Consider the following 25,233-nt stretch of genomic DNA (forward strand, 5'->3'; position numbering starts at 1 on the left):
AAGCGCGTGGTGCGCTCCAGTATGACCGGCCAAGTTCCAATTGACCGAAGGCGGCCGCGATGCTTGATCTGAGTTACGACACCCCGAAACCGCGCGTGATTGCCGGTGCCAAACATGACTGGGAACTGGTCATCGGGATGGAGGTCCACGCGCAGGTCGCGTCGAACGCGAAACTCTTCTCCGGCGCCTCCACCAAATTCGGCGCCGAGCCCAACAGCAACGTGGCCTTCGTCGATGCCGCCATGCCCGGCATGCTGCCGGTGATCAACGAATATTGCGTCGAACAGGCCGTTCGCACGGGGCTTGGCCTGAAGGCCGAGATCAACCTGAAATCTGCCTTCGACCGCAAGAACTACTTCTACCCCGACCTGCCGCAAGGCTATCAGATCAGCCAGCTCTATGAGCCGATCGTCGGCGAAGGCGAAGTGCTGGTGGAACTGGGCGACGGCACTGCGCGCTTGGTGCGGATCGAGCGCATCCACATGGAGCAGGACGCGGGCAAGTCGATCCATGACATGGACCCGAACATGTCCTTCGTCGATCTGAACCGCACCGGCGTCTGCCTGATGGAGATCGTCTCCCGCCCCGACATTCGCGGGCCGGAAGAGGCCGCCGCCTATCTCGCCAAACTGCGCCAGATCATGCGCTACCTTGGCACCTGCAACGGCGACATGCAGTCGGGCGCCATGCGCGCGGACGTCAACGTCTCGGTCTGCCGTGTGGGTCAGTATGAGAAGTATCAGGAAACGCAGGACTTCTCGCATCTCGGCACCCGCTGCGAGATCAAGAACATGAACTCCATGCGCTTCATCCAGCAGGCCATCGAAGTCGAAGCCAAACGCCAGATCGCAATTGTCGAGGCCGGCGGCGAGGTTGTGCAAGAAACCCGCCTCTTCGACCCCGACAAGCAGGAAACACGCTCCATGCGTTCCAAGGAAGAGGCGCATGACTACCGCTATTTCCCCGACCCCGACCTGCTGCCGCTGGAGATCGAACAGGCATGGGTGGACGACATCAAAGCCAATCTGCCCGAACTGCCGGACGAAAAGAAATCCCGTTTCATCAATGACTTCGGTCTGTCGGACTATGACGCCTCTGTGCTGACCGCCGATCTCGACAGCGCGGGCTATTTTGAGGCCGTGGCGAAAGGCCGCGACGGCAAGATGGCCGCGAATTGGGTCATCAACGAGCTTTTTGGCCGCCTCAAGAAAGACGACAAGGGCATCACCGAGAGCCCGGTTACCCCGGCGCAATTGGGCAGCATCGTTGATCTGATCGCCTCGGATGCGATTTCCGGCAAGATCGCAAAGGAAGTCTTTGAAATCACGTATACAACCGGGCGCGAGCCGGAAGAGATCGTGGAGACTGAGGGCCTCAAGCAGGTGACCGACACCGGCGCCATTGAGACGGCAGTGGACGAGATCATCGCCGCCAACCCCGCGCAGGTCGAAAAGGCCCAGCAGAACCCGAAGCTGGCGGGCTGGTTCGTCGGTCAGGTGATGAAAGCCACGGGCGGCAAGGCCAACCCCAAGGCCGTCAACGAAATCGTGTCGCGCAAGCTCGCCCAGCAATGAGCGACACCCCGGCCCCCTTCCGTTCGGGCGAGATGACGGTTCTCCCCGAATGGATCGACTTCAACGGCCATTTGAACATGGCCTATTACAACGTCCTGTTCGATCAGGGCGTTGACCAAGCCTATGGCGAAATCGGTCTGGGGCCGGAGTATCAACGCACGGGTTGCACCACCTATGTGGCTGAATTCCACGTCTGCTACCTGCGCGAACTGCATGAGGGTGACCGCGTCTATACCACCTTCCAATTGCTCGACCATGACGAGAAGCGGTTTCACAGCTTTCAGGAACTGTGGCACGTCGACGGCTGGCTTGCCGCCACCGCCGAGGGGCTGACGCTGCATGTGGACCAGTCCGGCCCGCGTGTGGCCCCCATGCCGGACCATATCCTGACCCGTCTTGACGCGATGCGCCGCAGCCCTGCCAAACTGCCCAAACCGGCGCAGGCCGGTCGCAGCATCGGCATCCGCCGCAAATCCGCCTGAAACTCACCTGACGCGGCTCATGTCGCCAACCCAGCCGAGGCCCCTATGCGCTACGAATACAAGATCCTTCCCGCCCCCAGCAAAGGGCAGAAAGCCAAAGGTCTGAAAGCCCCCGAAGCGCGTTTCGCCAAAACCTTGGAAGAATGCCTCAACGAACAGGCAGCCGAGGGCTGGGAATACCAGCGGGCCGAGACCTTGCCTTCGCAAGAGCGCTCGGGTCTGACCTCAACCACCACGGAATGGCGCAATGTGCTGGTGTTCCGCCGCTTGGCGACCGCCGCGGGCCAGCAAGAGGATGGCGATCTGCTGCCGCCCGGCACTGCTGCCGCAACGCCCGCCTTGGCCGCCACGATCGAAGGCGAAGACACCGCGCTTCAGGCCGATGCGCCCGCCTCCATCACGCCCGAGGATGACGCGCCCGCGAAAGAGGAACCCGCCAAAGCGGCGACGCCGCCTGCGTTTCTGTCCGGCCCCTCAGCGGATGAAGCTTCGCCGCAGGGCAGCGACGAAGACGACGATAAAACAAAGCCCTGAACGCGGCGCTTATTCGTCCAGATCAAGCGCCAGCGCATGAATGCGCCCCATCAGGTCCGGCCCCAACGCGCTGTGCACCGCCCGGTGCCGCGCCAGCCGGTTCTGGCCCTTGAAACGCTCTGACCGGATGCGCACGTTAAAGTGGCTTTCGCCCCCCTCCTGAAATCCGGCATGACCGCGATGGCTTTCGCTGTCATCCACCACCTCCAGTTCACGCGGCGCAAAAGCGGCTTCCAGCCGATCCGAAATCTCTTGTGTTGTGGACATGTTTTTACCCCCGGCCCCCTTCAATCCTGCGACGCAGGGTATATGGTGACCGGCCTGAGTCGGAAAGGTCTATCCACATGCCAAAACCTGATCCCTTCGGATTCGACATGTCCGTGTCGTCCTCCAAAAAGAAAAACCCCCGCGGCCGCCGCGGCATGTCCGGTGCGTCGGAAACCTCGACCCGGATTTGCGACCACGAAGGCTGCGACGAGCCGGGCAAGTTCCGCGCGCCCAAAGCGCCCGATGTGCTGGATGACTACTTCTGGTTCTGCCAGAAACACGTGCGCGAATATAACGCGAAGTGGAGCTTTTTCGACGGTACCACAGAGGCCGAGTTGAACGCGCAGATGTCCAAGGACAAGGTCTGGGAACGCACCACCAAACCGCTGGGCGACCCCGAACAGCGCGCATGGGCCCGTCTTGGCATCGAAGACCCGCATCAGGTCTTGGGCAAGAACGCCACCCAGAACCCGGGCAAGGGCCAGCAAGCGGGCCGCCGCCTGCCGCCCACCGAACGCCGAGCGATTGAGATCCTCGAAGCCAAGGACACTTGGACCAAACCCGAGGTGCGCAAAGCCTACAAAGCGCTGATCAAAGTGCTGCACCCCGATATGAACGGCGGCGACCGCAGCCAAGAAGAGCAGCTGCAACTGGTCGTCTGGGCATGGGACCAGATCAAGGGCAGCCGCAACTTCAAGGACTGATCCCGCGACCGGACCAGCGGCCGGTTGCGGATAATGCCAGTTGCCCCCTTCCCCTTGCGGATATGCACGATATGTTGCACCAGATACGCGCGCGGCGCCGACCGCGCGCCTAAGGAAAAGGATGACGAGCGATGGCCGACGGTGCACTGGAACATGACATGAAACCCACCGAAGAGGTCTCGGTGCGCGATGTCTTTGGCATCGACACCGATATGGTCGTCAAGGGTTTCCCGCAGCGCACCAGCCGCGTGCCGGATATCGACAGCACCTATAAGTTCGATCCCGACACCACGCTGGCGATCCTCGCAGGCTTTAGCCACAACCGCCGCGTCATGATCCAAGGCTACCACGGCACGGGCAAATCGACCCATATCGAACAGGTCGCCGCGCTGTTGAACTGGCCTACCGTGCGCGTCAACCTCGACAGCCACATCAGCCGGATCGACCTCATCGGCAAAGACGCCATCAAACTGCGCGACGGCAAACAGGTCACCGAATTCCACGAAGGCATCCTGCCTTGGGCGCTGCGCAACCCAACTGCCATCGTGTTTGACGAATACGACGCTGGCCGCGCCGATGTGATGTTCGTGATCCAGCGCGTGCTGGAACATGACGGTAAGCTAACCCTGATGGATCAGAACGAGATCATCACCCCGCACCCCTATTTCCGCCTCTTCGCCACGGCCAACACCGTGGGCTTGGGCGACACCACCGGCCTTTACCACGGCACCCAGCAGATCAACCAAGCGCAGATGGACCGTTGGAGCCTTGTCGCCACGCTGAATTACCTCAGCATCGACGCCGAGACCGCGATCGTGCTGGCCAAGAACCCGCATTACAACACCGAAAAGGGCCGCAAGACCCTCAAGCAGATGGTGACCGTGGCCGATCTCACCCGCACCGCCTTCATGAACGGCGAGCTGTCGACCGTGATGAGCCCGCGCACCGTGATCGCTTGGGCGCAGAACGCCGAGATCTTCCGCAATGTGGGCTATGCCTTCCGGCTGTCCTTCCTCAACAAATGCGATGAGCTTGAGCGTCAGACCGTGGCCGAGTTCTATCAGCGTTTGTTCGATGAGGAACTGCCCGAAAGCGCGGCCAGCCTGAGCTTGGGCTAAGCCGCCCCGGCGGGTTCGCCCGCCGCCCTGCAGGACGCGTTTCGGCACGCAAAGGCGCCCTGCCCTTCCCAGACGCGCGCCTGCCTGACAGACAAGGGGACCGGCATGAGTAAACAAAGCGACAACCCCGCTGACGCGTTCAAAAAGGCGCTGGCCGAGGCGACCAAGGTCATGGCCGATGACGCCGAGCTGACGGTCAGCTACTCGGTCGACCCCTCGGGGCTTTCGGGCGACGCGATGCGCCTGCCGCAAGTGAGCCGCCGGATGACCCGCGAAGAGGTGCTGCTGGCGCGCGGCACAGCCGATGCGCTGGCGCTGAACCGCCGCTACCACGATGCTGCGACCCACGCACGTTATGCGCCCCAAGGCGACATGGCGCGCGAGCTTTACGAGGCGATGGAAACCGCGCGTTGCGAGGCCATGGGCGCACGCGACATGCCCGGCACCGCCGGCAACATCGACGTCAAGATCAAGCATGAAGCCCTGCGCCGCGGCTACGATCAGGCCAAACAGGCCAGCGACGTGCCGCTCTCGGTCGCGGCGGGCTATATGGTACGCCATCTGGCCACCGGACGGGACCTGCCCGCGGGGGCCGAGAACGCCATGGAACTCTGGCGCGGCTTTATCGAAGATCAGGCGGGCGGCACGCTCGAAGGGATCGACGGCAGCCTTGCCGATCAGGCGGATTTCGCGCGGCTAGCCCGCAAGATGATCTCGGACCTCGGCTATGGCGATCAGTTGGGCGACGATCCCGACAGCCAAGACGAGGATCAAGAGGATCAGGCCGAAGAGGGCACCGAAGAAGAGCAGGATCCCGACAGCACCGGCCAAGACGATCAGGACGAGGAAGAGGCCGAAGGCACCCCCGAGAACAGCCAAGAGCAGCAGCAGGACGAAAGTCAGGCGCAGGTCTCGATGGATGACGAGGCCGATCAGGAGTTGGGCGATGAGGCGGAGATGCCCGAGGGCGACGCGCCGATGGACCCGCCGCCGCCGCCGCCCGTCTCGGACGCCGACCCGGAATACCGTGTCTATCAGGGCGAGCATGACGAGGTGATCGGGGCCGAGGAACTGGCCGAGCCAATCGAATTGGAGCGCCTGCGCGCCTATCTGGATCAGCAGCTGGAGCCGCTGAAAGGCGCTGTCGGCCGTCTGGCGAATAAGTTGCAGCGCCGCTTGCAGGCGCAGCAAAACCGTTCGTGGGAATTCGACCTTGAAGAGGGCACGTTGGACGCGGGCCGTCTGGCGCGGGTGGTGGCGAATCCGACCACGCCGCTCAGCTTCAAGATCGAGAAGGACACCGAATTCCGCGACACCGTGGTGACGCTGCTCTTGGACAACTCCGGCTCCATGCGGGGCCGCCCGATCTCCATCGCCGCGATCTGCGCCGATGTGCTGGCCCGCACGCTGGAGCGCTGCAACGTCAAGGTCGAGATCCTCGGCTTTACCACCCGCGCGTGGAAGGGTGGGCAGGCGCGTGAGGCTTGGCTCAACGATGGCCGCCCCGCGCAGCCCGGACGGCTGAACGACCTGCGCCACATCATCTACAAAAGCGCCGACGCCCCGTGGCGCCGGACGCGCGACCACTTGGGTCTGATGATGAAAGAGGGTCTGCTGAAAGAGAATATCGACGGCGAGGCGCTGGAATGGGCGCACCGGCGGATGCTGGCGCGGCATGAGGCGCGCAAGATCCTCATGGTAATTTCCGACGGCGCGCCGGTGGATGACAGCACCCTGTCGGTGAACCCGGCCAACTATCTGGAAAAACACCTGCGCGACGTGATCGCCATGGTCGAAAAACGCCGCGCGGTCGAGCTTTTGGCGATCGGGATTGGCCATGATGTCACGCGTTATTACGACCGCGCCGTCACGATCACGGATGTGGATCAGCTTGCCGGGGCGATGACGGAACAGCTTGCAGCGCTGTTTGACAGCGATCCGCGGAAACGGGCGCGTGTCATGGGCATGCGCCGCGTGGGCTGAACCGTCGGATCGGTATTTGAAAAAGGATGAAGGAGGGGCCGCGTGTTCCAGAGTTTCGAGGTCACCGCGCGTCCGGAACAGGGCCCCCCGCGTTTGGCGGCGCTGCGGGCGGAGTTGCAGGTGGCGAGGTTGGACGGGTTTCTCGTGCCGCGCGCCGATGCGCATCAGGGTGAGTATGTCGCTCCGCGGGATGATCGGCTGGCTTGGCTGACGGGGTTCACCGGTTCTGCCGGGTTCTGTGCGGCACTGCGCGATGTGGCGGGGGTTTTCATCGACGGGCGCTATCGCACGCAGGTCAAAGCGCAGGTTGCGGATGTCTTTACCCCGGTGCCTTGGCCCGAGGTGTCTTTGGCCGATTGGCTGAAGGATCAATTGCCCGAGGGCGGTGTGGTTGGTTTCGATCCGATGTTGCATACGCCCGCGCAGATGGATCTTTTGTTCGAGGCCTTGGCGGGGTCTGGCATCGAGATGCGGCGCGTCTCGAATATGGTCGACCGTATTTGGGAAGACCAACCCGATGCCCCGATGGGCCAGGTGGCGGCGCATCCTGAGCGTTTTGCAGGGGAAAGCCATGAGGCCAAGCGCCGGCGTTTGGCCGCGGATTTGCGCGCGGCAGGGCAGAAGGCGGCATTGATCACCCTGCCCGACAGCCACAACTGGTTGCTGAACATTCGCGGGCAAGACATTCCGCGCAACCCGGTGGCGCATGGTTTTGCCGTGTTGCATGACGATGCGCGGGTCGATCTGTTCATGGCGGCTGAGAAGCTTGTGGATGTGGAGGACCATCTGGGGCCAGAGGTGGTGCAGCGGGATCCTGAGGGGCTGCCCGATTACCTGCGCGCGCTCGAGGGGCCGGTGCGGCTTGATCGGCAGTCGGCCCCGCTGTTGTTCGCGGATTTGCTGGGGGATCGGGCGCAGGCTGGTGAAGACCCCTGTGCTTTGCCCAAAGCCTGTAAGAATGACGCCGAGATTGCCGGGGCGGCTGAGGCGCATTTGCGCGATGGTGCCGCGATGGTCGAGCTGCTCGCCTGGCTGGATGCGCAGGCGCCCGGCACGGTCACCGAGACGCAGGTGGTGCAGGAGCTGGAAGGCCTGCGCCGCCGGGACCCTGCGCTGCGCGACATCAGTTTCGAGACGATCTCGGGCACTGGGGCGAATGGGGCGATCATCCATTACCGGGTGAATGAAGAGACCGATACCGTTTTGCAGGAGGGGCATCTTTTGGTGCTCGACAGTGGTGGTCAATATCTGGACGGCACCACCGATGTTACCCGCACCATCGCCATCGGCAGCCCCGATCCGGAGGCGCGCGCGGCTTTCACGCGGGTGCTTTCGGGGATGATCGCCATGAGCCGTCTGCGCTGGCCGCGCGGGCTTGCGGGGCGGGATATCGAGATGCTGGGCCGTTTGCCGCTTTGGATGGCGGGGCAAGATTTCGACCACGGGCTGGGACATGGGGTGGGCGCCTATCTGTCGGTCCATGAGGGGCCGCAGCGGTTGAGCCGGATGAGCCATGTGCCGTTGCAACCGGGTATGATCCTTAGCAATGAGCCGGGCTATTACCGCGAGGGGGCTTTTGGCATTCGGATCGAGAACCTGTTGGTGGTGCAAGAAGCCCCCGCCCTGCCCGGCGGTGATGCGCATCGCAAGATGCTTGATTGGCGCACGCTGACGCTGGTGCCGATCGATCGGCGTTTGATTGATGTGGAGGCGCTCAGCCCCGAGGCGCGGGACTGGCTGAACGCCTATCACCGCGACGTGGCGGAAAAGATCGGGCCGCGGGTATCACCTGTTACAAAACTGTGGTTGGATGCGGCAACGGCGCCCCTGTGAGCGTCCGATTTCAGTAAAAGGGGGGTACGGCATGGCCGACCATATCAAGATTACTCCGGCTGAGGGCACATGGGTTGTTCGCGCTGGCGGGGCCGTATTGGGCGAGTCCACGGGCGCGCTGGAACTGCGCGAGGGGGACTATCCGCCGGTGATCTATTTCCCGCGTGGCGACATCGCCATGGCCTTCCTCGATGGCACTGACAAGACCAGCCATTGCCCGCATAAGGGCGATGCGACCTATTTCTCGGTGGTGACCAAGAGCCGTACCTTGCAAGACGCCGTGTGGTCTTATGAAGACCCGAAGGCCGATGTGGCCGCGATCAAGGGCTATTTGGCTTTCAACCCGATGGAAGAAATCGCCATCGAACGGATCTGAGCGCGGCTCAGGAATGCTCCTCTGCCGCCGTGGCGGCGAGGGCGCGGTTATAGGCTTTCAGCGCATCGACATGGAACAGCGCGCCCAGCAATTCGGGCGGCGCATCCGCGCTGAGGGTGACCACCGGGATAAAGTTGGAATGGGTCTGATCGAACAGCGGCAGAGCGGCCTCTAGCGTAGCGCTGCCGTCGATATAGGTACCCTTGTCGATCAAATCCCAACAGGCGTCTTCCGAGGCCGCGTCTTCATCATCGGGGCGGCGCATGATGCGGCCCACCATGAACATCGAGAGCAGATAGGCCTGCGGACCTGCGGCCAGATGGATGCCGCGCCGCTCCATCTGGGTGAGGAAGAAGGACCGGTCGACCAGCCGGGAGGCCAGCGCGGTCGACATGCTGACGGCGACCATCACGGCCAGACCGGTCTGCCAGTCGCCCGTCATCTCAAATACGATGAGTGTGGTTGAAATCGGCGCGCCCAGCACGGCGGCGGCCACCGCGCCCATCCCCGCCAGAGCATAGAGCGAGGAAGAGCCCGAAATCTCAGGGAATACACCGGTGGCGATGATCCCGAAGCCAAGCCCGGTCAGAGCGCCCAGCATCAGCGAGGGCGAGAACACCCCGCCGCCCATCCGCCCGCCAAGCGTGATCGCCACGGCGGCGACCTTGAGCACGGCAAAGATGATCGCCTCATGCAGCACCAGTTCGCCCACCAGCGCGCGGGAAGTCGTCTCATAGCCCACGCCGATAATATGCGGGAACCAGAGCGCGATGACCCCAAGGATCGCCCCCGCCACCGCCGGGCGCAGCCAACGAGCGAGACCGGTGCGCGCTTGCAGGTAGTTGCCGAAATCCTCGGCCCAGAAGATCGCGCGCATCAGCACGACCGAGACCAGTCCACAGGTCAGCCCCAAAAGCAGGAAGGCGGGCAGCTCGACGTAGAATTGCACGTCGCCAAGGCCGGGCAAGACGAATTCTGTGAGCCCGCCGAACTCCAGCCGGTTGATGACCGTGCCTGCGGCGGAGGCGATGACGATGGGGGCAAAGGCATGGACGGCGAAATGGCGCAGCACAACTTCGAGGGCAAAGAGTGCACCGGCGATGGGGGCGTTAAAACTGGCCGAGACTGCCGCCGCCACCGCGCAGCCCAGAAGGTCACGGCCGGTGATCCCATCGGCTTTGATAAAACGGCTGACCTTGGTCGAGATCACGGCGGCCAGATGCACAACCGGCCCTTCGCGGCCCGATGAGCCGCCTGTCGACAGGGTGATGAGCGAGGCCAGCGCCGAGGCCACCCCGGCGCGCGTCTCGACCCGACCGTCGTGCATGGCGGCGCCGAGGATCACATCGCCCACGCTGCGCGCGCGCCCGTCGCGGGTGAAACGGTGCAGGATCAACCCCACAAGCAACCCGCCCAAGGTCGGGATCAGCACCACCCAATACCACGGCAGGCCGGCAAGGAAGCTGTGCAGGAATTGCACATCGTCCGTGCCGTAAAGCGTGGCCTGCAACCAGTTGATCCCCTTGCGAAAGAACAGGGCGGCAAAGCCCGCAGCGATGCCCACCAGCAGCGCGATAAACCAGAATGTCACCTTCCCCGGCCCGCGTATGCGCAGCACCGTCCAGCCCTGTTTGCAGCCGCCAAGCGCCTGCTGAAGTTGTTGGGAAAAGAAAGCGTTATCTTGCGAAGGCATGGGACTAAGACCAGTTGAACCCTTTCTGTCTAGGGCAAGCTGACCTTGGGTAAAACCGCCATTTAAGAAGTCGTCGCGCCCTGTTGCCCGTTAAGCAATGCCTCCGCCGCCGCGCGGGCCGCATCGGTGATCGTATCGCCTGCGAGCATTCGTGCGACTTCGTCCACACGCTCTTCGGCGGCAAGGGGGGTGACGGTGGAGGTGGTCATGCCCTTGGTCACCGATTTCGCCACACGCCAGTGATGCGCGCCAAGGGCTGCGACCTGCGGCGAATGGGTGACGACCAAGACCTGCCCCTCGGCGGCCAATGCCTTCAGGCGGCGGCCCACGGCATCGGCGGTGGCGCCCCCTACCCCACGGTCGATCTCGTCAAAGATCAGGGTGAGGCCGGATTGCGTCTGGGTCAGGCAAACCTTCAGCGCCAAGAGGAACCGGCTGAGCTCCCCGCCCGAGGCGATTTTGCCCAAGGGCCCGGCAGGCGCGCCGGGGTTGGTCGCCACAGTGAAAGACACCGCATCGCGCCCTTCGGGGCCTGCGGGTTCTTCGGTCAACTGCGTCTGGAAAACCGCGCGTTCCATCTTGAGCGGGGCAAGCTCCGCCGCGACGGCTTTGTCGAGCTTGGCCGCGGCCTTGCGGCGCTTCTCGGTCAGCGCGGTGGCCCGTTCGTCGTAAAGCGCCTGCGCATCGCGAACGGCTTTCTCCAGCCCCTCCTGCGCCGCTTCGCCCGCATCGAGCGCGTCGAGCTTGGCGCGCAGCGTGTCGGCGAAACCGGCCAGTTCATCGGGCTGCACGTCATGTTTGCGTGCAAGGCCGCGGATTGCAAAGAGCCGCTCTTCGCAGGCTTCCAACTCATAGGGGTCGAACGACATACCGTCGATCGCATCGGCCACGCCGGACATCGCCTCGTCCAGCTCCACCATGGCGCGGTTGAGCGCGGCGAGCGGGCCCTCCAGCGCGCCTTCGGCCTTGTCGGCCACCCCGTCGAGCCAGCGCAGCGCGTCGCCCATGGCGGTCTCTGCCCCGCCTTGGCCCAACAACTCATAGGCGTTGACCACATCACGGCGGATTTTCTCGGCCCCCTGCATCTGGCGGCGGCGGGTGTCGAGGGTAGCCTCCTCCCCCGCTTCGGGGTCGAGCTTGTCCAACTCGGCCACGGCATGGCGCAGGAATTCTTCCTCAGCGGCGATGGCCTCGCGTTCGGCGGCAGCGGCGGCGGCGGCTTTGCGGGCGGCGCCGAGGGCGTTCCACGCCTCGCGCACCTTGGCAATCGCCCGGGCATTCCCGGCGTAATCGTCCAAAATGGCACGGTGGCCCCGCGGGTTCAGCAGGCCGCGGTCATCATGCTGGCCGTGCAGTTCCACCAATGTCTCGGACAGGCGGCGCAGCACCTCGCCCGAACAGCGGCGGTCATTAACCCACGCGGTCTTGCGCCCGTCGGAGGTGTTGATGCGGCGCAGGATCAATTCGTCGCCGGCAGGCAATCCCGCCTCTTCCAGCACCGCATGGGCCGGGTGGCCGGGCGGCAGATCGAACCAAGCGGTCACCTCACCCTGTTCTGCCCCTTGGCGCACCAGATCGGCACGCCCGCGCCAGCCCAGAACGAAGCCGAGCGAATCCAACAAGATAGACTTGCCCGCGCCCGTCTCACCGGTCAGCACGTTCAGCCCCGGCTGGAAGCCAAGCTCCAGCCGGTCGATGATCAGCATGTCTGAAATATCAAGTCCGCGCAGCATCTAGAACCGTCGGGTGGCGATCCCACCCCCCTTAAAGCCACTCGCCCTTGATGGTCTGGCGATAGGCTGCACCCAGCCAATTGTCTTTGTAGAAGGCGGGCTCAAGGCCGCGCCCGGTCAGCAGTTTGTAGCTGTCCTCATACCACTCGGACCCCCGGTAGTTGTGGCCAAGGATGGCCCCCGCCGTCTGCGCCTCATGGTTCAGGCCGAGCGACAGATAGGCTTCGACCAGACGGTGCAGCGCTTCGGCGGTGTGGGTCGTGGTCTGGAAATCCTCGACCACGACGCGGAAGCGATTGATCGCGGCGGTATAGTGATCGCGGCGCAGGTAGTAGCGGCCGATCTCCATCTCCTTGCCCGCCAGATGGTCGAAGGCGAGGTCGAATTTCAGGATCGCGGAGCGGGCATATTCGCTGTCCGGGTAGCCTTCGATCACGGCGCGCAGGGATTGCAACGCTTGGAAGGTCAGCCCTTGGTCGCGGCCCACTTCGTCGATCTGATCGTAATAGCTCAGCGCCAAGAGGTACTGCGCATAGGCGGCATCGTCATCGGCGGGGTAGAAATCAATGAAGCGCTGCGCGGCAGAGCGGCTGTTGGGATAGTCCTGATCCTTGTGATAGGCGAAAGCCTGCATGATCAGGGCGCGTTTGGCCCATTCGGAATAGGGATAGAGACGCTCGATCTCGGCGAAATAAAATGCCGCTTCGCCGGGGTTGTTGTTGGTCAGCTCATATTCGCCACGCTCGAAAATCTGCTCAGCCGAATAGGTTTCAAGCGGGATTTCCTGCGGGTTGAAGAAGTTCCCGTCAGAGCGTCCGTCACCACCGCCGCAGGCTGCCAATGTCGCGACCAGAAGCACCGCACTGATCGTCCGCTTGCGCGATCCCGCTACCGTCATGCCCGCACCCCTTGCATCGTCCAACCCATGGTCTTTGACCCTCTTGCGCATGTGACTAGCACAATAAACTGCGTTGCAAAACGCCCATTCCGCCCCCGTCCGCAGGCGGCTGCGCTGTGGCGCATCGCTGGGTCAGGCTTGTCACTTCGGCTTAGTGAATACAAGGCATTGGCAGAGCGTTCAATGGCACTTCGCCGCCTAAGCGCCCTGCGCTTTGCGGTGCTGTTCCCCTGCCCCGGGATCAGGCAACCTGCGGGATTTCGTCCCAGATCAGACCGGAGCCGGGCAGCCGCGCCGTTTGCGCCGCATCGCAGGCCACCAGACGCACGGCATCCGGTGTCGCAAAGAGCGCGCGCAGCAGCGTGTTGGTCAGCGAATGGCCCGCGCGTTTGCCCTCGTAATGGCCCAAGAGCGGTGCCCCAGCCAACGCCAGATCGCCGAGCGCGTCGAGCATCTTGTGGCGCACAGGCTCATCCGCGTGGCGCAGGCCGCCGGGGCTGACGACGGCATCGCCGTCGAAAACCACCGCGTTCTCACCCGCTTCGCCACCAAGCGCCAGACCATTGGCCCGCATCGCCTCGACATCCGCCTGACGGCAGAAGGTGCGGCTGTCGCAGAGTTCGCGCGCGAAAGAGCCGTTGTTCATCACCAGCGACTTGCGCTGCTGGCCGATGGCGGCATCGGCAAAGTCGATCTCAAAGTCGATGCGCAGCGTATCGGCGGGCGAGATGGTCGCAACCGCGTCGCCATCCTGCACGGTGACGGTTTTCAGCACTTCAAAGGCCATTACGGGGGCTGCAAGCTGGCGCAGACCGCGCTGCATGATACCGCGCATGAAAGGCACGGAGGAACCATCGAGGATCGGCACTTCGGGGCCGTCGATCTCAATCAAAAGGTTGTGGATGCCACAGCCCGCCACGGCGGCCATCAGATGCTCGACGGTCGAGATCGACAGGCCGGTGGGGTTTTCCAGCTTGGTGCAGAGCGGCGAGCGGTTCACCGCATCCCAGCGGGCGGGGATCAGACGGTCACCGACCGCCACATCGCTGCGCGAAAACCAGATGCCGTGATGGGCCGACGCCGGGCGCAGTGTCACCGTCGCAGGCAGACCGGAGTGCAGGCCTGTGCCAGTAAAACTTACCGCTGATTTGATCGTTGTCTGCACCGGGTCATCCTCAAGCTTCGAACATCTTCTTGTGTGTTGAACTCTGGATTAAGGGGCGGGTTCGTTTTGCTCAACTCAATCTTTGCAACGGTCTGAAACATCACTGCAACATTTGAGCGCGGCTGCGCTTACCCGGGGGCAAGGCGTTGTTCTAAAAAGAAAAAGGGCCGCCCTAAGGCAGCCCTTTCGTTATCTATCGTGATCAGTTCAGTTGGCCTGACGGCGCAGGAACGCGGGGATTTCGATGCGTTCTTGATCGGGATCGTTGTTTTCCTGCGGCTGCGGCGCGGCGGCAGAGGCGCGGGTTTGCACCGGCGGCTGCTGACGCGCGGGGCGGGCTTGCGCCTCGCCTTCGGCGTGGCCGGTCATCCGGTTGATCAGGGAGTTGATGCCGAAACGGCCCTTGTCGCCCTGCTCACCCTGCTGCTGCTGGGCCTGACGGTGCTGCTCGGGCGCTGCTTTTTGGGCAGCGGCGCGCAGGCGGGCCAGCGCTTCGGGGGACGGTGTGCCGGGGGTCGGCGCACGCGGTGCGACGAAGGCTTCGGGCTCAGCTTCGATGTTCTCTTCCTGGCGCGGCTCGAATGCGGCGACCTCAGGCTGGTAGGCCGGAGCGGGCAGACCGTCGTCATCTTCGACAACGTTCTCGTCCTCATACTGGTCCTGCTCGCGCTGTGTCGGCTGGAGGTCTTGGAACAGGGCGGCCTGTTCGACTTCCTGCGGCGCTTCGGCAGCGACGGAGGCAGCGACCGGCGCCTGTGCAGCGGACACCTGCGCCACATCGTCAACCGATACGTTCTGACGCAAAGGCTGGCTCATGGAGCGGCGCGGGACCGGGATTTCGGTGTTCACATCGGTGGCGTCGATGCCGGTGGCGACAACGCTGACGCGCATCAGGCCACCAAGGCTTTCGTCCAGCGTGGAGCCGACGATGATGTTCGCTTCGGGGTCCACTTCCTCGCGAATGCGGTTGGCCGCTTCGTCGAGTTCGAACAGGGTAAGGTCCTGACCGCCGGTGATGTTGATGAGCACCCCCTTGGCACCGCGCAGGCTGATTTCGTCCAGCAGCGGGTTGGCGATGGCTTTCTCGGCGGCTTGGATGGCGCGATCTTCGCCCTCGGCCTCGCCCGTTCCCATCATCGCCTTGCCCATCTCGTCCATCACGGCGCGGACATCGGCGAAGTCGAGGTTGATGAGGCCCGGACGGACCATCAGGTCGGTCACGCCCTTCACACCCTGGTAGAGCACATCATCGGCAAGCGAGAAGGCTTCGGTGAAGGTGGTCTTTTCGTTCGCCAGACGGAAGAGGTTCTGGTTCGGAATGATGATCAGCGTGTCGACGACCTTTTGCAGCGTCTCGACGCCGTCTTCGGCCTGACGCATGCGCTTGGCGCCTTCGAATTGGAAGGGCTTGGTCACGACGCCGACGGTCAGCACGCCCAGTTCACGCGCGGCCTGCGCGATGATCGGAGCCGCCCCGGTGCCGGTGCCGCCGCCCATGCCAGCGGTGATGAAGCACATATGCGCGCCCGCAAGGTGGTCGACGATCTGCTCGATGCTCTCTTCGGCAGCGGCGGCGCCGACAGAGGCGCGCGCGCCTGCGCCCAAACCTTCGGTCACTTTGATGCCCAGTTGCACGCGGTTCTCGGCCTGCGCCTGTTGCAGCGCCTGCGCGTCGGTGTTGGCCACGACGAAATCAACACCGTCAAGTTGCTTTTCGATCATGTTGTTGACCGCGTTGCCGCCTGCCCCGCCAACACCGAAGACGGTGATACGGGGTTTCAGATCATCATGTCCTGGCATTGAAAGGTTGAGTGTCATGTGCTGTCCGCCTGTCCAGTTATCCGCGTTCTGCGGGAGTTTTTCGACCAAATTTACCCGACCCTACCGGGCTAGGGCCGCATCGTCACCTAAAAAACATCGTTTTGACGCTAAATATGGGCAGAAACTTGCCAGTTTCCGCCTCATCTCGGGCTTCTCACCCGATATTGGGGTCACCAGTTGTCTCTAAACCATTTCACCGCGCGTTTGAGCGAGCGGGACGGGTAGCGATCGGCGGGAATGTCGAAATCCCACCATTCGTCCTGCGGATGCGCCGCGAAAAGCGCAAGCCCCACGGCAGAGGCAAAGCCCGGCCCCGTCGCGGCCTGCGGCAGCCCATGCACGCGCAGCGGACGCCCCAGACGAACCTGCTGGCCAAGGATCTTGCTGGCCAACCCGTCAAGGCCCGGTATCTGACTGCCCGCCCCGGTAAGCACAATCTGTTGGCTTGGCAAGTGGTCGAAACCGGCGGCATCCAGCCGAACGCGGACCTCTTCGAGGATCTCTTCGACACGCGGGCGCATGATGCCGATCAACTCCGCCCGGCTGGCGGTGCGGCGGTCGTGTTCGTAATCACCAGTCTCGCCGCCGATCTCGATCATGTCGCGGTCGTCCATGCCGGTGGCATGCACCCCGCCGTAGAAGGTCTTGATCCGCTCGGCATTGGCCATCGGCACTTGCAGGCCCATGGAGATGTCGGAAGTGACGTGATCCCCGCCCATCCGCACCGTATCGGCATAGATCATATGTTTCTTGATAAAGATCGACAGGCCCGTGGTGCCACCGCCAAAGTCGATACAGGCGGCACCTAGCTCCTGCTCATCTTCGACCAGCGCCGAGATGCCCGAGGCGTAGGAGGATGAGGCGATCCCGGCCAGTTCCAGATCACAGCGTTTGATGCAATGGGCCAGATGCTGCACCGTATCGGCGTCGACGGTCAGCATATGCATGTCCACCGAGAGGCTGTTGCCCAACTGGCCGCGCGGGTCGGCCAGACCGCTGCGGTGATCCAGCGCGAAGTTCACCGGCTGGGCGTGCAGCACCTCGCGGCCCTCGCCATATTCCGGCACGTCGCAGCCCGCCAGCACCCGCGCCACGTCTTGCTCCGAGACCGATTGCCCCTCCAACTCGACCGAGGCGTCGAGCCCATAGCTGCGCGGCTCCCCGCCCGAGAAACAGGCGATGACGTGATCGACGCGGATACCTGCCATTTTCTGTGCGGCCTGAAGGGCGGTGCGGATCGCGCGCTCAGTCTCGCCCATGGCGCAAATCTCACCAAAGCGGACCCCGCGCGAGCGGGTGGTCGCCGCCCCGATGACCCGGAACCCCGACTGTCCGGCCAAAGACCCGATATCGCCGCCATCACCATCAAGCCCCGCCCCATCAAAGCGCAGCACCAGACAGGCGATCTTGGAACTGCCCACATCCAAAATGGCGACCACCCCGCGTTGGATCGCCAATTTGCGCATGTGCCGCATCGAACGCTGACTGTCGTATAGGTCCATCATTTCGTTACTGTCCCGATTCCAATGGCCATCTTACTGGCCGGAAAGCTGCCTGATGTGCCACCATTCGCGGGTGGCATCTTCGTTCATTCTAAGGGTCGGTCTTGCCGCCAACCGCATGTCCACACGCGCCACATCCCGCGTAAGAACCTCTTGTGCGCCTTCCAGCGCGATCACCCGTTCCAGCGCTTGCAGCGCGTTTTCTTCGGGCAACATGATCGTTTGATCGCGGTCCAGCACCACGTCCCAGCGGCGCTGGCCGACGCGGACCAAGCCGCGCAGCCGGTCGCCCAAGACATTCGCGGCCCCGATCAGCCTGAGCGCCTCCGGCACCGCTTTGTCGGCCCCTGCCCCGGCGATCAGCGGCAGGTTGGCATGATCGCGCCGCGCCTCGATCCGTGCCACATGGGCACCGGTATTGTCCACCAACGCCAGCCCCGTTTCACTGCGCCATACGGCTACGGGCACGCGCGGCGTCACGTCGATTTGCAGCACGCCGCCGGGGCGGATGCGCACATTGGCCTGTTTTACCCCGTCGATGTCGGTGATCTTCTCGCGGATCTGCGGCAGGTCGAGATCGAAGGAGGACAGCGGAAACTCCAGCGGCAGCGCGGTGCGGATTTCGGTCAAGAGCATGTCGCTCGCCCCATCGATGGCCATAAGCTTGACCATGAACTCGGGCCGCTCTTCGATGCTGGCGCGGACATCGGCGATGGCCTGCACCACGGTGCCGCGCCGCTCTTCGTCCGCCATATAGATCGTGCCCGCCAGCAGGCTCAGCGTGAAGGGCAGCCCCACGCGCAGGGCAAAACGGAACCCCGGTGTCAGCATCAACCGCTGCATCCGCCATGACCACCGCGACGGGGCGGGATCGGCCTTGACCGTTTCCGGGCGGCGGCGGATCAGCGATCGCATGTAGCGTCCTCCACCATCCAAGCGCAAAGCTCAGGGAATGAAATGCCGCAGGCCGCGGCCTGCTCGGGCGAGAGCGAAGTGGCGGTCATGCCGGGCTGGGTGTTGGTCTCCAACAGGATCAGCCCCTCGGGGCCGCGCGCCTCGTCCCAGCGAAAATCGGTGCGGCTGATGCCCTTGCAGCCAAGCGCCGCATGGGCGCGGCGGGCATAGTCGAAACACAGATCGGTGATCTCTTGCGGCAGATCGGCGGGCACCACGTGGCGCGAGCCGCCGGGCTTGTATTTCGCGTCATAGTCATACCAGCCGGTGGTGATGATATCCGTCACCGCCAACGCCCGGTCGCCCATCACGGTAGTGGTCAGCTCACGCCCCGGTGCGAAAGTCTCGACCATTACCTCGGCGGGCATGTCTTCGGACAGTTGCGGCGGGCCGTTGTTTTCCTCGGCCACGAGATACACCCCGACCGAAGAGCCTTCGTTATTGGGCTTGACCACATAGGGCGGCGCCATGACATGGGCGGCCATCACATCGGCCTTGGGCGCGATCACGCTTTCCAACACCGGCAGCCCCGCGTGGCGGAACACATCTTTGGAGCGCTGTTTGTCCATCGCCAGCGCCGAGGCCAGCACGCCGGAATGGGTGTAGGGCAGCTTGAGCCATTCCAGCAGCCCCTGCACACAGCCATCTTCGCCCCAACGGCCATGTAGGCAATTCAGAACGGCATAGGGGTTAAGATCGGCCAGAACGGCTGGAAGATCGCGGTCGACTTCGACCTCGATCACGTTATATCCGCCATGTTCCCGCAAGGCAGCGGCGCATGCACGCCCACTGGACAGGGACACCTCACGCTCGGCCGAGGGGCCACCCATCAATACCGCCACTGTCGGGGTCTGTCCGCTCGACTTACCCACCAAAGTGCCTCTTCGCCTCGGACCGTTTGCGGCCCCTATCGTTGTTTTCTTTGCTTCTGCCGTGGCTTAGCTGCTGCGCCGCGGCTTAGCTTTGCGGCGCCGGATCGCCCAATTTCTCACCGACGCGCTTAATTTCCCATTCTAGCCTTATACCGCTTGAAGCGTAAACCTTTTTTCGCACCTCTTCGCCCAATGTCTCAAGATCATGGGCCGTGGCGCCGCCGGTGTTGATGAGGAAGTTGGAGTGTTTCGGGCTCATCTGCGCGCCGCCTACGGTGGCCCCGCGCATCCCGGCGTCGTCGATCACTTTCCACGCCTTCAGATCATGCACATCATCCGCCTTCCCGGTCGAAGAGAAGCCCGCCGGGTTGCGGAAAGTGGATCCGGCGCTGCGGTCTTTCGTGGGCTGGCTCTCATCCCGTTTGGCAAGCTGCTGCTCCATCCGGGCGTGCAGCTCCTCCGGCTCGCCTTTGGGCGGCGCAAAGGTCGCCCCGATCAGCACCGCGCCCGGGGACAAATCGCTCTGCCGGTAGCGGAAGTTGAGGTCATCTGCCGTAAGGGTCACCACCTCGCCCGCGCGGGTCACAGCCTGGGCCGAGACGAAATGATCCGCCGTATAGCTGCCGTAACAACCCGCATTCATGCGCAACGCGCCGCCGATGCTGCCGGGAATGGTGCGCAGAAAGGTCAGATCCAGCCCCGCATCCGCCGCCTTGCGTGCCACATGAGCATCGAGCGCTGCGGCCCCCGCCGTCACCTGATCGCCGTCGATCTCGATCCCGTTGAAACCCCGGCCCAGCCGTATCACGACCGCCCGCAGCCCGCCGTCGCGCACGATGAGGTTGCTGCCCACGCCCATGGGGAAAACCGTGACCCCCTGCGGCAGGCGGCGCATGAAAAGGCACAGGTCCTCCACATCGGCGGGTTGGAACAGGTAATCCGCAGGGCCGCCGACGCGGAGCCATGTCAGGTCGCTCAGGGCGCGATTTGGGGTCAGCCTGCCGCGCAGGTCGGGGATATTCAGCTTAATCATGGCGCCGGACTTAGCGCATTTGCACGGCAGGGCAAACCATCAAGACGACGGCGGATCGACACGGCTCTCGCGCCAGCGTTTGGCCACCCGCCCCGCAAGCCAGCCCAGCCCGAAACCGCCCACGGCATAGAATAGGACGGAAAGCTGCGCCAAAAGCGCATGCGGCTCGAACACCCGTGCATCCAGCCCGAAAACCATCCATGTAGCGTTGAGCGCAAAGCCTGTTGCCAGAACCAGAAAGAACCACAGCACACGAGCGCGAAAACCGGTCCAGATACAGGCGATCATCCAGACCGCAAAGACCGAGAGCAGCGCCACGAGGGTTGGCGTCAGGGTCATTCCGCCGGGCCTTTGACCCGGCCTGCCCCGCGGCGCAGCCAGCGCACGAAATAGACCACGGGCCAGCGCAGCACCGAACAGCCCCCCGCCAGCACCAACAGGCCCAGCCACGGGCCGTGCTGCGCGGTGACGAAACCGACGATCGGTATGCCCACGGCGATCAGCAGATAGGCGCTGCGCCAATGGGAATCCTTGCTGGGCGTCATGGCAAGGATGTTCGCGATCACGAACCAGAAGCAGGCGAGGATGAGAGAGAGGCTCATTTCGGCAGCTCCGGCTTTTGGCCCCGCAGCCGCGCCCAGAGATAGCGCAGCGGGTTGCGGAACATCGACAGGAACGCCAGCAGCGCCAAAAGCGCATAGGCCCATGACAGGGTCACACCGATGGCGATGATCAACAAGGGCGCGGCAATCAGCAGAACCACCCCCGGCAGGTATTGAGAGCGCAGCGGCAGCATGGCCACGGTCACGGCGGCGAAGACCCAGAGGATCGACAGCCAGACGAGGGTCACGCAGCCGCCCCCTTGGCCGTGCGCAGCGCCTCGGGCAGGTCATTGGCCCAGCCGCTGATCGTACCCGCACCAAGGCAGACCACCATATCGCCCGGGCGCGCCTCGCGCAGGACCAGTTGCGTCAGCGCCTCGGCACCCTCGACCGCATAGGCGTGGCGATGGCCGTGCTGGATCAACCCCGCGACCAGCCCGTCCCGGTCGGCACCGGGAATGGGCTCTTCGCCCGCGGCATAGACATCGGCAATGCCCACCACATCGGCATCGTTGAAACAGGCGCAGAACTCGTCAAAGTGATGCGACAGGCGGGAATAGCGGTGCGGCTGGTGAACGGCGATCACGCGGCCTGCGCTGGCCTGCCGCGCAGCTTTCAGCACGGCGGCGATCTCGACCGGGTGGTGGCCGTAGTCGTCGATGATGGTCACGCCGTCCACCTCGCCCACGCGGGTAAAGCGGCGGTTCACCCCGCCAAAGCTGCCCAAAGCGTCGCGGATTTGCTCAAGCTTCATCCCAAGATGCCGCGCCACGGTCACCGCCGCCAGCGCGTTTGATACGTTGTGATCGCCGGGCATCGGCAGGGCGCAGTTTTCGATCACTTTGTCTTCGGACTGAAGATGCACGTCGAAATGCGCGACCCCGTCTTTGTAATGCAGCCCCACGGCGCGGACATCGGCCTGCGCGTTGAACCCATAGGTCATCACGCGGCGGTCGGTAAGCTTGCCCACAAGCGACTGCACCTCCGGGTGATCGGTGCAACAGACCGCCAGCCCGTAGAAGGGGATGTTCGAGACGAAGTTCAAAAACCCCTGCCGCAGCGTGTCGAAGTCGCCCCAATGCTCCATATGCTCGGGGTCGATATTGGTGACGATGGCGATGGTGGCGGGCAAGCGGTTAAAACTGCCGTCGCTCTCATCCGCCTCGACCACCATCCAGTCGCCCTGCCCCATGCGCGCGTTGGAGCCATAGGCATGGATGATTCCGCCGTTGACGACCGTGGGGTCAATGCCGCCCGCGACCAGGAGTTCTGCGACCAGCGTGGTGGTCGTCGTCTTGCCATGCGTTCCCGCCACGGCGATGTTGGACTTGAGCCGCATCAGCTCGGCCAGCATCTCGGCCCGGCGGACGACGGGCAAGCCACGGCGGCGCGCCTCGTCCAACTCGGCATTGCCCGGCTTGATCGCCGAAGAGATCACGACCACCGCCGCGCCTTCGATATTCTCAGCCGCCTGCCCCTCGAAGATGCGCCCGCCCAATTCGGCCAGTCGCACGGTGATTTTGGTGGTTTTGAGGTCCGAGCCCTGCACCTTGTAGCCGTGGTTCAAAAGCACTTCGGCGATGCCGGACATGCCGATGCCGCCGATGCCGACGAAATGGATCGGGCCGACATCGGTCGGCAGTTTGGTGGCGGCGGCGTTCATTGCGGGTGTTCCTCTTCTGCGGGGGTGAGCGTGCCTTGGGCGGCAAGCTGCTCAACCATATCGGCCAATGTCTCGGCCGCGTCGGGTTTGCCGACCGAAAGCGCGGCGCGCGCCATCTGCATTGCCCCTTCGGGCATCTCAAGCACGGCGAGGATCTGGTCGGTCATGATATCTGGATTGGCTTTGCGTTCGGGCACCATGATCGCGGCCCCGGCTTCGACCAAGCCGCGGGCATTGGCGCTTTGGTGATCCCCCGCCGCGGCGGCAAAGGGGATAAGGATCGACGGACGCCCGATCACCGATAGGTCGGCCACGCTGGAGGCACCGGAGCGGCTGATCACCAGCTGCGCCTCGGACATACGGCGGGGCACATCATCAAAGAAGGGCCGCACATCGGCGCTGATCCCGGATTCGGCGTAGTAGTCCACCACCCGCTGGCCGTCTTCGTCGCGGGCCTGATGGCTGACACGGATGTTGCGGATCATGTTCATCGGCAGGGCCGCAAGCGCCGGGGGCACCACGTCCGAGAGGATGCGCGCGCCCTGGCTGCCGCCCATGACCAAAACCTCCATTGGGTAGTCACCCGGCGGGATATAGGCGGCACCGGCGCGGTCCAACACGGCGGCGCGGACGGGATTGCCCACATGCCAGCCCTGCACGCCCTCGGGCAGCTTGGTGGGCCAGATGCCACAGGCCACGGCGTGGACCCGTTTGGCAAAAATCTCGTTCACGCGGCCCAGAATGCCGTTTTGCTCATGGATCATCCGCGGCATGCGCAGCGCCCAAGCAGCACCAAGCGCGGGGATCGACGGATAGCCCCCAAAGCCCACCACGACCGATGGCCGGTCGCGCAGCATGTTGAGGCCCGAGCGGACCACACCGGCGGCAATGCGGAAGGGCACGAGCGCCTTGGCCACCACCCCGCCCCGGGCAAAGGTGGCGCTGCTGATCTGGCTGATCTCGACCGCTTCGGGAAAGCCGCCAGTATAGCGCGCGCCGCGCGCATCGGTGCTGAGTTTCACCCGCCAGCCGCGCTTCAGCATCACCTCGGCCAAGGCCTGCGCGGGAAACATATGCCCACCGGTCCCCCCGGCGGCGATGATCAACAGTGGGGCAGCCATCAGCGGCGGCCCCGGCCCAGAATATCGCTGATCTCACCCTGCGGGCGGGTCCGGGTAAAGGCCAACAACATGCCCACGGCGATGCCGCTTGCGATCACCGAAGAGCCGCCATAACTCACGAAAGGCAGGGTCATGCCCTTGGCGGGCAAAAGCCGCACTGCCACACCCATGTTGATCATTGCCTGTACTCCGAATGTGCAGGCCAGCCCGGTTCCAGCCAGCCGGATGAAGGGGTCACGCTCGCGCACCAGACGCAGCAGCGACCGGACGACCACGACAGTATATAGGGCGATAATGCAGACGACCATGATCAGGCCATATTCCTCGGCGGCGACGGCGATGATGAAGTCGGTATGCGCATCGGGCAGCGACCATTTTACCTCACCCTCGCCGACGCCAACGCCGAAAAGCCCGCCCTCGCGGATGGCATTTGTGGCATAGCCAAGCTGGGTGGTCGGATCGACATCGACGCTGAGAAAGCCGTCGATCCGCCGGGCAAAGTGCTCGGAATTGGAATAGGCGAAGGTGCCCGCCAGAACGACGAGCCCTGCCATGCCGACCAGCAGCACCATCGGCGCGCCGGCGACGAAATACATCACGCCCCAGCCGAACAGCACAAGGCAAGCCTGCCCGAAGTCGGGCTGCATTGCCAGCATCAGCACGATGGAGATGCAAAGCGCGAAGGACCACGATTTGCCCGGAGGCCCGTTGATCTCGGTCGCGGCGGCCATCATCCATGCGGCGGCGACCATGAAACCGGGTTTCAGGAATTCGGAAGGCTGGAACGAAGCAAAGCCCAGCGAATACCAGCGCGTCGCCCCCTTGCCAAAATCGGTGCCGAAGAAAGGCAACAGCGCCAGCGCCACGAAGGCGACCACAAAGCCCAGCACCGCCAGACGCCGCACCAGCACCGGGGACATCATCGAGGTCAGCAGCATCGCGATCAGCGCCAATCCGCCGAAGAACGCCTGTCGCTGCACATAGTGGAAAGCATCAAAGCCGTTTTTCGCGGCCAAAGGCGGGGATGCGGCCAGCCCCAAAAGCATGCCGACGGCAAAGAGGATCAACACGCAGGACAAAGCCCAACGGTCGACCGTGCGCCACCATTTTGGAAGGATCGGTTCACCATCCCGCACCGGGACCGCGCCATAGACCATCTCTGTCATGGGTATCTGCCTTAACTGCCTCAACGGCCCCTTTGCGGGGTCTCATCCGGGCAGAATAGCCCGAATTGTCATATGAAGCTAGTGCATTTCACCCCGCTAAGGCGGGCGGGGTCAGCGGGGCTTTGCCAAGCCCCGCTGC

At 63.8% G+C, this 25,233-nt stretch carries 24 protein-coding genes; 8 read left to right on the forward strand and 16 right to left on the reverse strand.

Translation table 11 applies throughout. The annotated features are described in order from the left end of the window. Positions 1-59: 59 nt before the first annotated feature. The 3 genes from gatB to ACGYKA_RS00565 are packed head-to-tail and all read left to right on the forward strand — an operon-like array spanning position 60 to position 2,590. Positions 60-1,574 (forward strand): Asp-tRNA(Asn)/Glu-tRNA(Gln) amidotransferase subunit GatB, encoded by a 1,515-nt coding sequence (gene gatB, locus ACGYKA_RS00555; protein WP_394410230.1) that lies wholly within the window; start codon positions 60-62, stop codon positions 1,572-1,574. Next, positions 1,571-2,056, forward strand: coding sequence for a thioesterase family protein (locus tag ACGYKA_RS00560; protein ID WP_394410227.1), 486 nt, complete (start codon positions 1,571-1,573; stop codon positions 2,054-2,056). The genes gatB and ACGYKA_RS00560 overlap by 4 nt, the downstream gene beginning before the upstream one ends. Before the next feature lie 45 nt (positions 2,057-2,101). After that, a complete protein-coding gene (locus ACGYKA_RS00565) occupies positions 2,102-2,590 on the forward strand; it encodes a DUF4177 domain-containing protein (RefSeq protein WP_394410224.1) in 489 nt (162 codons plus the stop codon). Positions 2,591-2,599: 9 nt separating this feature from the next. Here ACGYKA_RS00565 and ACGYKA_RS00570 read toward each other — a convergent pair whose 3' ends face one another. Next, on the reverse strand, positions 2,600-2,857 hold the full coding sequence (locus ACGYKA_RS00570; RefSeq protein ID WP_067263286.1) for a BolA family transcriptional regulator: 258 nt from the start codon (positions 2,855-2,857) through the stop codon (positions 2,600-2,602). Positions 2,858-2,934: 77 nt separating this feature from the next. Between ACGYKA_RS00570 and ACGYKA_RS00575 the strand changes: the two genes are divergently transcribed. The 5 genes from ACGYKA_RS00575 (at position 2,935) to ACGYKA_RS00595 (ending at position 8,871) form a co-directional block, all read left to right on the forward strand. Beyond that, positions 2,935-3,561 (forward strand): DnaJ domain-containing protein, encoded by a 627-nt coding sequence (locus ACGYKA_RS00575; protein ID WP_394410221.1) that lies wholly within the window; start codon positions 2,935-2,937, stop codon positions 3,559-3,561. A gap of 131 nt (positions 3,562-3,692) precedes the next feature. After that, a complete protein-coding gene (cobS, locus tag ACGYKA_RS00580) occupies positions 3,693-4,679 on the forward strand; it encodes a cobaltochelatase subunit CobS (RefSeq protein WP_067263280.1) in 987 nt (328 codons plus the stop codon). Between the two features lie 105 nt (positions 4,680-4,784). Beyond that, entirely contained in the window at positions 4,785-6,662 is a 1,878-nt protein-coding gene (gene cobT / locus ACGYKA_RS00585; protein ID WP_209217933.1) for a cobaltochelatase subunit CobT, read from the forward strand. Between the two features lie 42 nt (positions 6,663-6,704). Further along, complete coding sequence (locus ACGYKA_RS00590) at positions 6,705-8,495, forward strand: aminopeptidase P family protein (RefSeq protein ID WP_394410218.1); 1,791 nt, start codon at positions 6,705-6,707, stop codon at positions 8,493-8,495. A gap of 31 nt (positions 8,496-8,526) precedes the next feature. Then, entirely contained in the window at positions 8,527-8,871 is a 345-nt protein-coding gene (locus tag ACGYKA_RS00595; RefSeq protein WP_394410215.1) for a DUF427 domain-containing protein, read from the forward strand. 7 nt (positions 8,872-8,878) lie between these two features. Here ACGYKA_RS00595 and ACGYKA_RS00600 read toward each other — a convergent pair whose 3' ends face one another. From ACGYKA_RS00600 to ftsW, 15 genes are all read right to left on the reverse strand, one after another. Continuing rightward, complete coding sequence (locus ACGYKA_RS00600) at positions 8,879-10,564, reverse strand: chloride channel protein (RefSeq protein WP_394410212.1); 1,686 nt, start codon at positions 10,562-10,564, stop codon at positions 8,879-8,881. A gap of 62 nt (positions 10,565-10,626) precedes the next feature. Next, positions 10,627-12,297, reverse strand: coding sequence for a DNA repair protein RecN (recN, locus tag ACGYKA_RS00605; protein WP_394410209.1), 1,671 nt, complete (start codon positions 12,295-12,297; stop codon positions 10,627-10,629). Positions 12,298-12,328: 31 nt separating this feature from the next. Next, positions 12,329-13,195 carry an outer membrane protein assembly factor BamD gene (locus ACGYKA_RS00610; protein ID WP_067263264.1) on the reverse strand — a complete coding sequence of 289 codons (867 nt, stop codon included), beginning with the start codon at positions 13,193-13,195 and terminating at the stop codon, positions 12,329-12,331. A gap of 241 nt (positions 13,196-13,436) precedes the next feature. Then, positions 13,437-14,360 carry a UDP-3-O-acyl-N-acetylglucosamine deacetylase gene (gene lpxC, locus ACGYKA_RS00615; protein WP_394437669.1) on the reverse strand — a complete coding sequence of 308 codons (924 nt, stop codon included), beginning with the start codon at positions 14,358-14,360 and terminating at the stop codon, positions 13,437-13,439. Between the two features lie 207 nt (positions 14,361-14,567). After that, positions 14,568-16,178 (reverse strand): cell division protein FtsZ, encoded by a 1,611-nt coding sequence (ftsZ, locus tag ACGYKA_RS00620; RefSeq protein WP_067263259.1) that lies wholly within the window; start codon positions 16,176-16,178, stop codon positions 14,568-14,570. A gap of 173 nt (positions 16,179-16,351) precedes the next feature. Next, complete coding sequence (ftsA, locus tag ACGYKA_RS00625) at positions 16,352-17,686, reverse strand: cell division protein FtsA (protein ID WP_271693387.1); 1,335 nt, start codon at positions 17,684-17,686, stop codon at positions 16,352-16,354. A 30-nt stretch (positions 17,687-17,716) separates the two neighbouring features. Beyond that, the gene (locus tag ACGYKA_RS00630; protein ID WP_394410203.1) at positions 17,717-18,598 is read right to left on the reverse strand and encodes a cell division protein FtsQ/DivIB; all 882 of its coding nucleotides are present in this window, start codon (positions 18,596-18,598) and stop codon (positions 17,717-17,719) included. Then, positions 18,586-19,509 carry a D-alanine--D-alanine ligase gene (locus ACGYKA_RS00635; RefSeq protein ID WP_394410200.1) on the reverse strand — a complete coding sequence of 308 codons (924 nt, stop codon included), beginning with the start codon at positions 19,507-19,509 and terminating at the stop codon, positions 18,586-18,588. The genes ACGYKA_RS00630 and ACGYKA_RS00635 overlap by 13 nt, the downstream gene beginning before the upstream one ends. Positions 19,510-19,594: 85 nt before the next feature. Beyond that, complete coding sequence (gene murB, locus ACGYKA_RS00640; RefSeq protein ID WP_394410197.1) at positions 19,595-20,542, reverse strand: UDP-N-acetylmuramate dehydrogenase; 948 nt, start codon at positions 20,540-20,542, stop codon at positions 19,595-19,597. Between the two features lie 39 nt (positions 20,543-20,581). Beyond that, entirely contained in the window at positions 20,582-20,881 is a 300-nt protein-coding gene (locus ACGYKA_RS00645; protein WP_271693382.1) for a hypothetical protein, read from the reverse strand. Continuing rightward, positions 20,878-21,144 (reverse strand): DUF2484 family protein, encoded by a 267-nt coding sequence (locus ACGYKA_RS00650; RefSeq protein WP_067263246.1) that lies wholly within the window; start codon positions 21,142-21,144, stop codon positions 20,878-20,880. Before ACGYKA_RS00650 ends, ACGYKA_RS00645 begins: the two co-directional genes overlap by 4 nt. Further along, on the reverse strand, positions 21,141-21,392 hold the full coding sequence (locus ACGYKA_RS00655; protein ID WP_394410194.1) for a DUF2484 family protein: 252 nt from the start codon (positions 21,390-21,392) through the stop codon (positions 21,141-21,143). The genes ACGYKA_RS00650 and ACGYKA_RS00655 overlap by 4 nt, the downstream gene beginning before the upstream one ends. Continuing rightward, complete coding sequence (murC, locus tag ACGYKA_RS00660) at positions 21,389-22,807, reverse strand: UDP-N-acetylmuramate--L-alanine ligase (RefSeq protein ID WP_394410191.1); 1,419 nt, start codon at positions 22,805-22,807, stop codon at positions 21,389-21,391. Before murC ends, ACGYKA_RS00655 begins: the two co-directional genes overlap by 4 nt. Then, positions 22,804-23,928 (reverse strand): UDP-N-acetylglucosamine--N-acetylmuramyl-(pentapeptide) pyrophosphoryl-undecaprenol N-acetylglucosamine transferase, encoded by a 1,125-nt coding sequence (locus ACGYKA_RS00665; protein WP_394410188.1) that lies wholly within the window; start codon positions 23,926-23,928, stop codon positions 22,804-22,806. The genes murC and ACGYKA_RS00665 overlap by 4 nt, the downstream gene beginning before the upstream one ends. After that, positions 23,928-25,094: a putative lipid II flippase FtsW gene (gene ftsW / locus ACGYKA_RS00670; RefSeq protein WP_067261784.1), complete on the reverse strand. Its 1,167-nt coding sequence runs from the start codon at positions 25,092-25,094 to the stop codon at positions 23,928-23,930. Before ftsW ends, ACGYKA_RS00665 begins: the two co-directional genes overlap by 1 nt. Positions 25,095-25,233: the final 139 nt, after the last annotated feature.

It is taken from the genome of Sulfitobacter sp. 1A15106 (genome assembly GCF_043556995.1).
GTDB classification, from domain to species: Bacteria; Pseudomonadota; Alphaproteobacteria; order Rhodobacterales; family Rhodobacteraceae; genus Sulfitobacter; species Sulfitobacter faviae.

Coding starts and splice junctions, on each gene's coding strand:
- gatB (WP_394410230.1), top strand. CDS start 60: ATGCTTGATCTGAGTTACGACACCCCGAAACCGCGCGTGATTGCCGGT.
- ACGYKA_RS00560 (WP_394410227.1), top strand. CDS start 1,571: ATGAGCGACACCCCGGCCCCCTTCCGTTCGGGCGAGATGACGGTTCTC.
- ACGYKA_RS00565 (WP_394410224.1), top strand. CDS start 2,102: ATGCGCTACGAATACAAGATCCTTCCCGCCCCCAGCAAAGGGCAGAAA.
- ACGYKA_RS00570 (WP_067263286.1), bottom strand. CDS start 2,857: ATGTCCACAACACAAGAGATTTCGGATCGGCTGGAAGCCGCTTTTGCG.
- ACGYKA_RS00575 (WP_394410221.1), top strand. CDS start 2,935: ATGCCAAAACCTGATCCCTTCGGATTCGACATGTCCGTGTCGTCCTCC.
- cobS (WP_067263280.1), top strand. CDS start 3,693: ATGGCCGACGGTGCACTGGAACATGACATGAAACCCACCGAAGAGGTC.
- cobT (WP_209217933.1), top strand. CDS start 4,785: ATGAGTAAACAAAGCGACAACCCCGCTGACGCGTTCAAAAAGGCGCTG.
- ACGYKA_RS00595 (WP_394410215.1), top strand. CDS start 8,527: ATGGCCGACCATATCAAGATTACTCCGGCTGAGGGCACATGGGTTGTT.
- ACGYKA_RS00600 (WP_394410212.1), bottom strand. CDS start 10,564: ATGCCTTCGCAAGATAACGCTTTCTTTTCCCAACAACTTCAGCAGGCG.
- recN (WP_394410209.1), bottom strand. CDS start 12,297: ATGCTGCGCGGACTTGATATTTCAGACATGCTGATCATCGACCGGCTG.
- ACGYKA_RS00610 (WP_067263264.1), bottom strand. CDS start 13,195: ATGACGGTAGCGGGATCGCGCAAGCGGACGATCAGTGCGGTGCTTCTG.
- ftsZ (WP_067263259.1), bottom strand. CDS start 16,178: ATGACACTCAACCTTTCAATGCCAGGACATGATGATCTGAAACCCCGT.
- ftsA (WP_271693387.1), bottom strand. CDS start 17,686: ATGATGGACCTATACGACAGTCAGCGTTCGATGCGGCACATGCGCAAA.
- ACGYKA_RS00630 (WP_394410203.1), bottom strand. CDS start 18,598: ATGCGATCGCTGATCCGCCGCCGCCCGGAAACGGTCAAGGCCGATCCC.
- murB (WP_394410197.1), bottom strand. CDS start 20,542: ATGATTAAGCTGAATATCCCCGACCTGCGCGGCAGGCTGACCCCAAAT.
- ACGYKA_RS00645 (WP_271693382.1), bottom strand. CDS start 20,881: ATGACCCTGACGCCAACCCTCGTGGCGCTGCTCTCGGTCTTTGCGGTC.
- ACGYKA_RS00650 (WP_067263246.1), bottom strand. CDS start 21,144: ATGAGCCTCTCTCTCATCCTCGCCTGCTTCTGGTTCGTGATCGCGAAC.
- murC (WP_394410191.1), bottom strand. CDS start 22,807: ATGAACGCCGCCGCCACCAAACTGCCGACCGATGTCGGCCCGATCCAT.
- ACGYKA_RS00665 (WP_394410188.1), bottom strand. CDS start 23,928: ATGGCTGCCCCACTGTTGATCATCGCCGCCGGGGGGACCGGTGGGCAT.
- ftsW (WP_067261784.1), bottom strand. CDS start 25,094: ATGACAGAGATGGTCTATGGCGCGGTCCCGGTGCGGGATGGTGAACCG.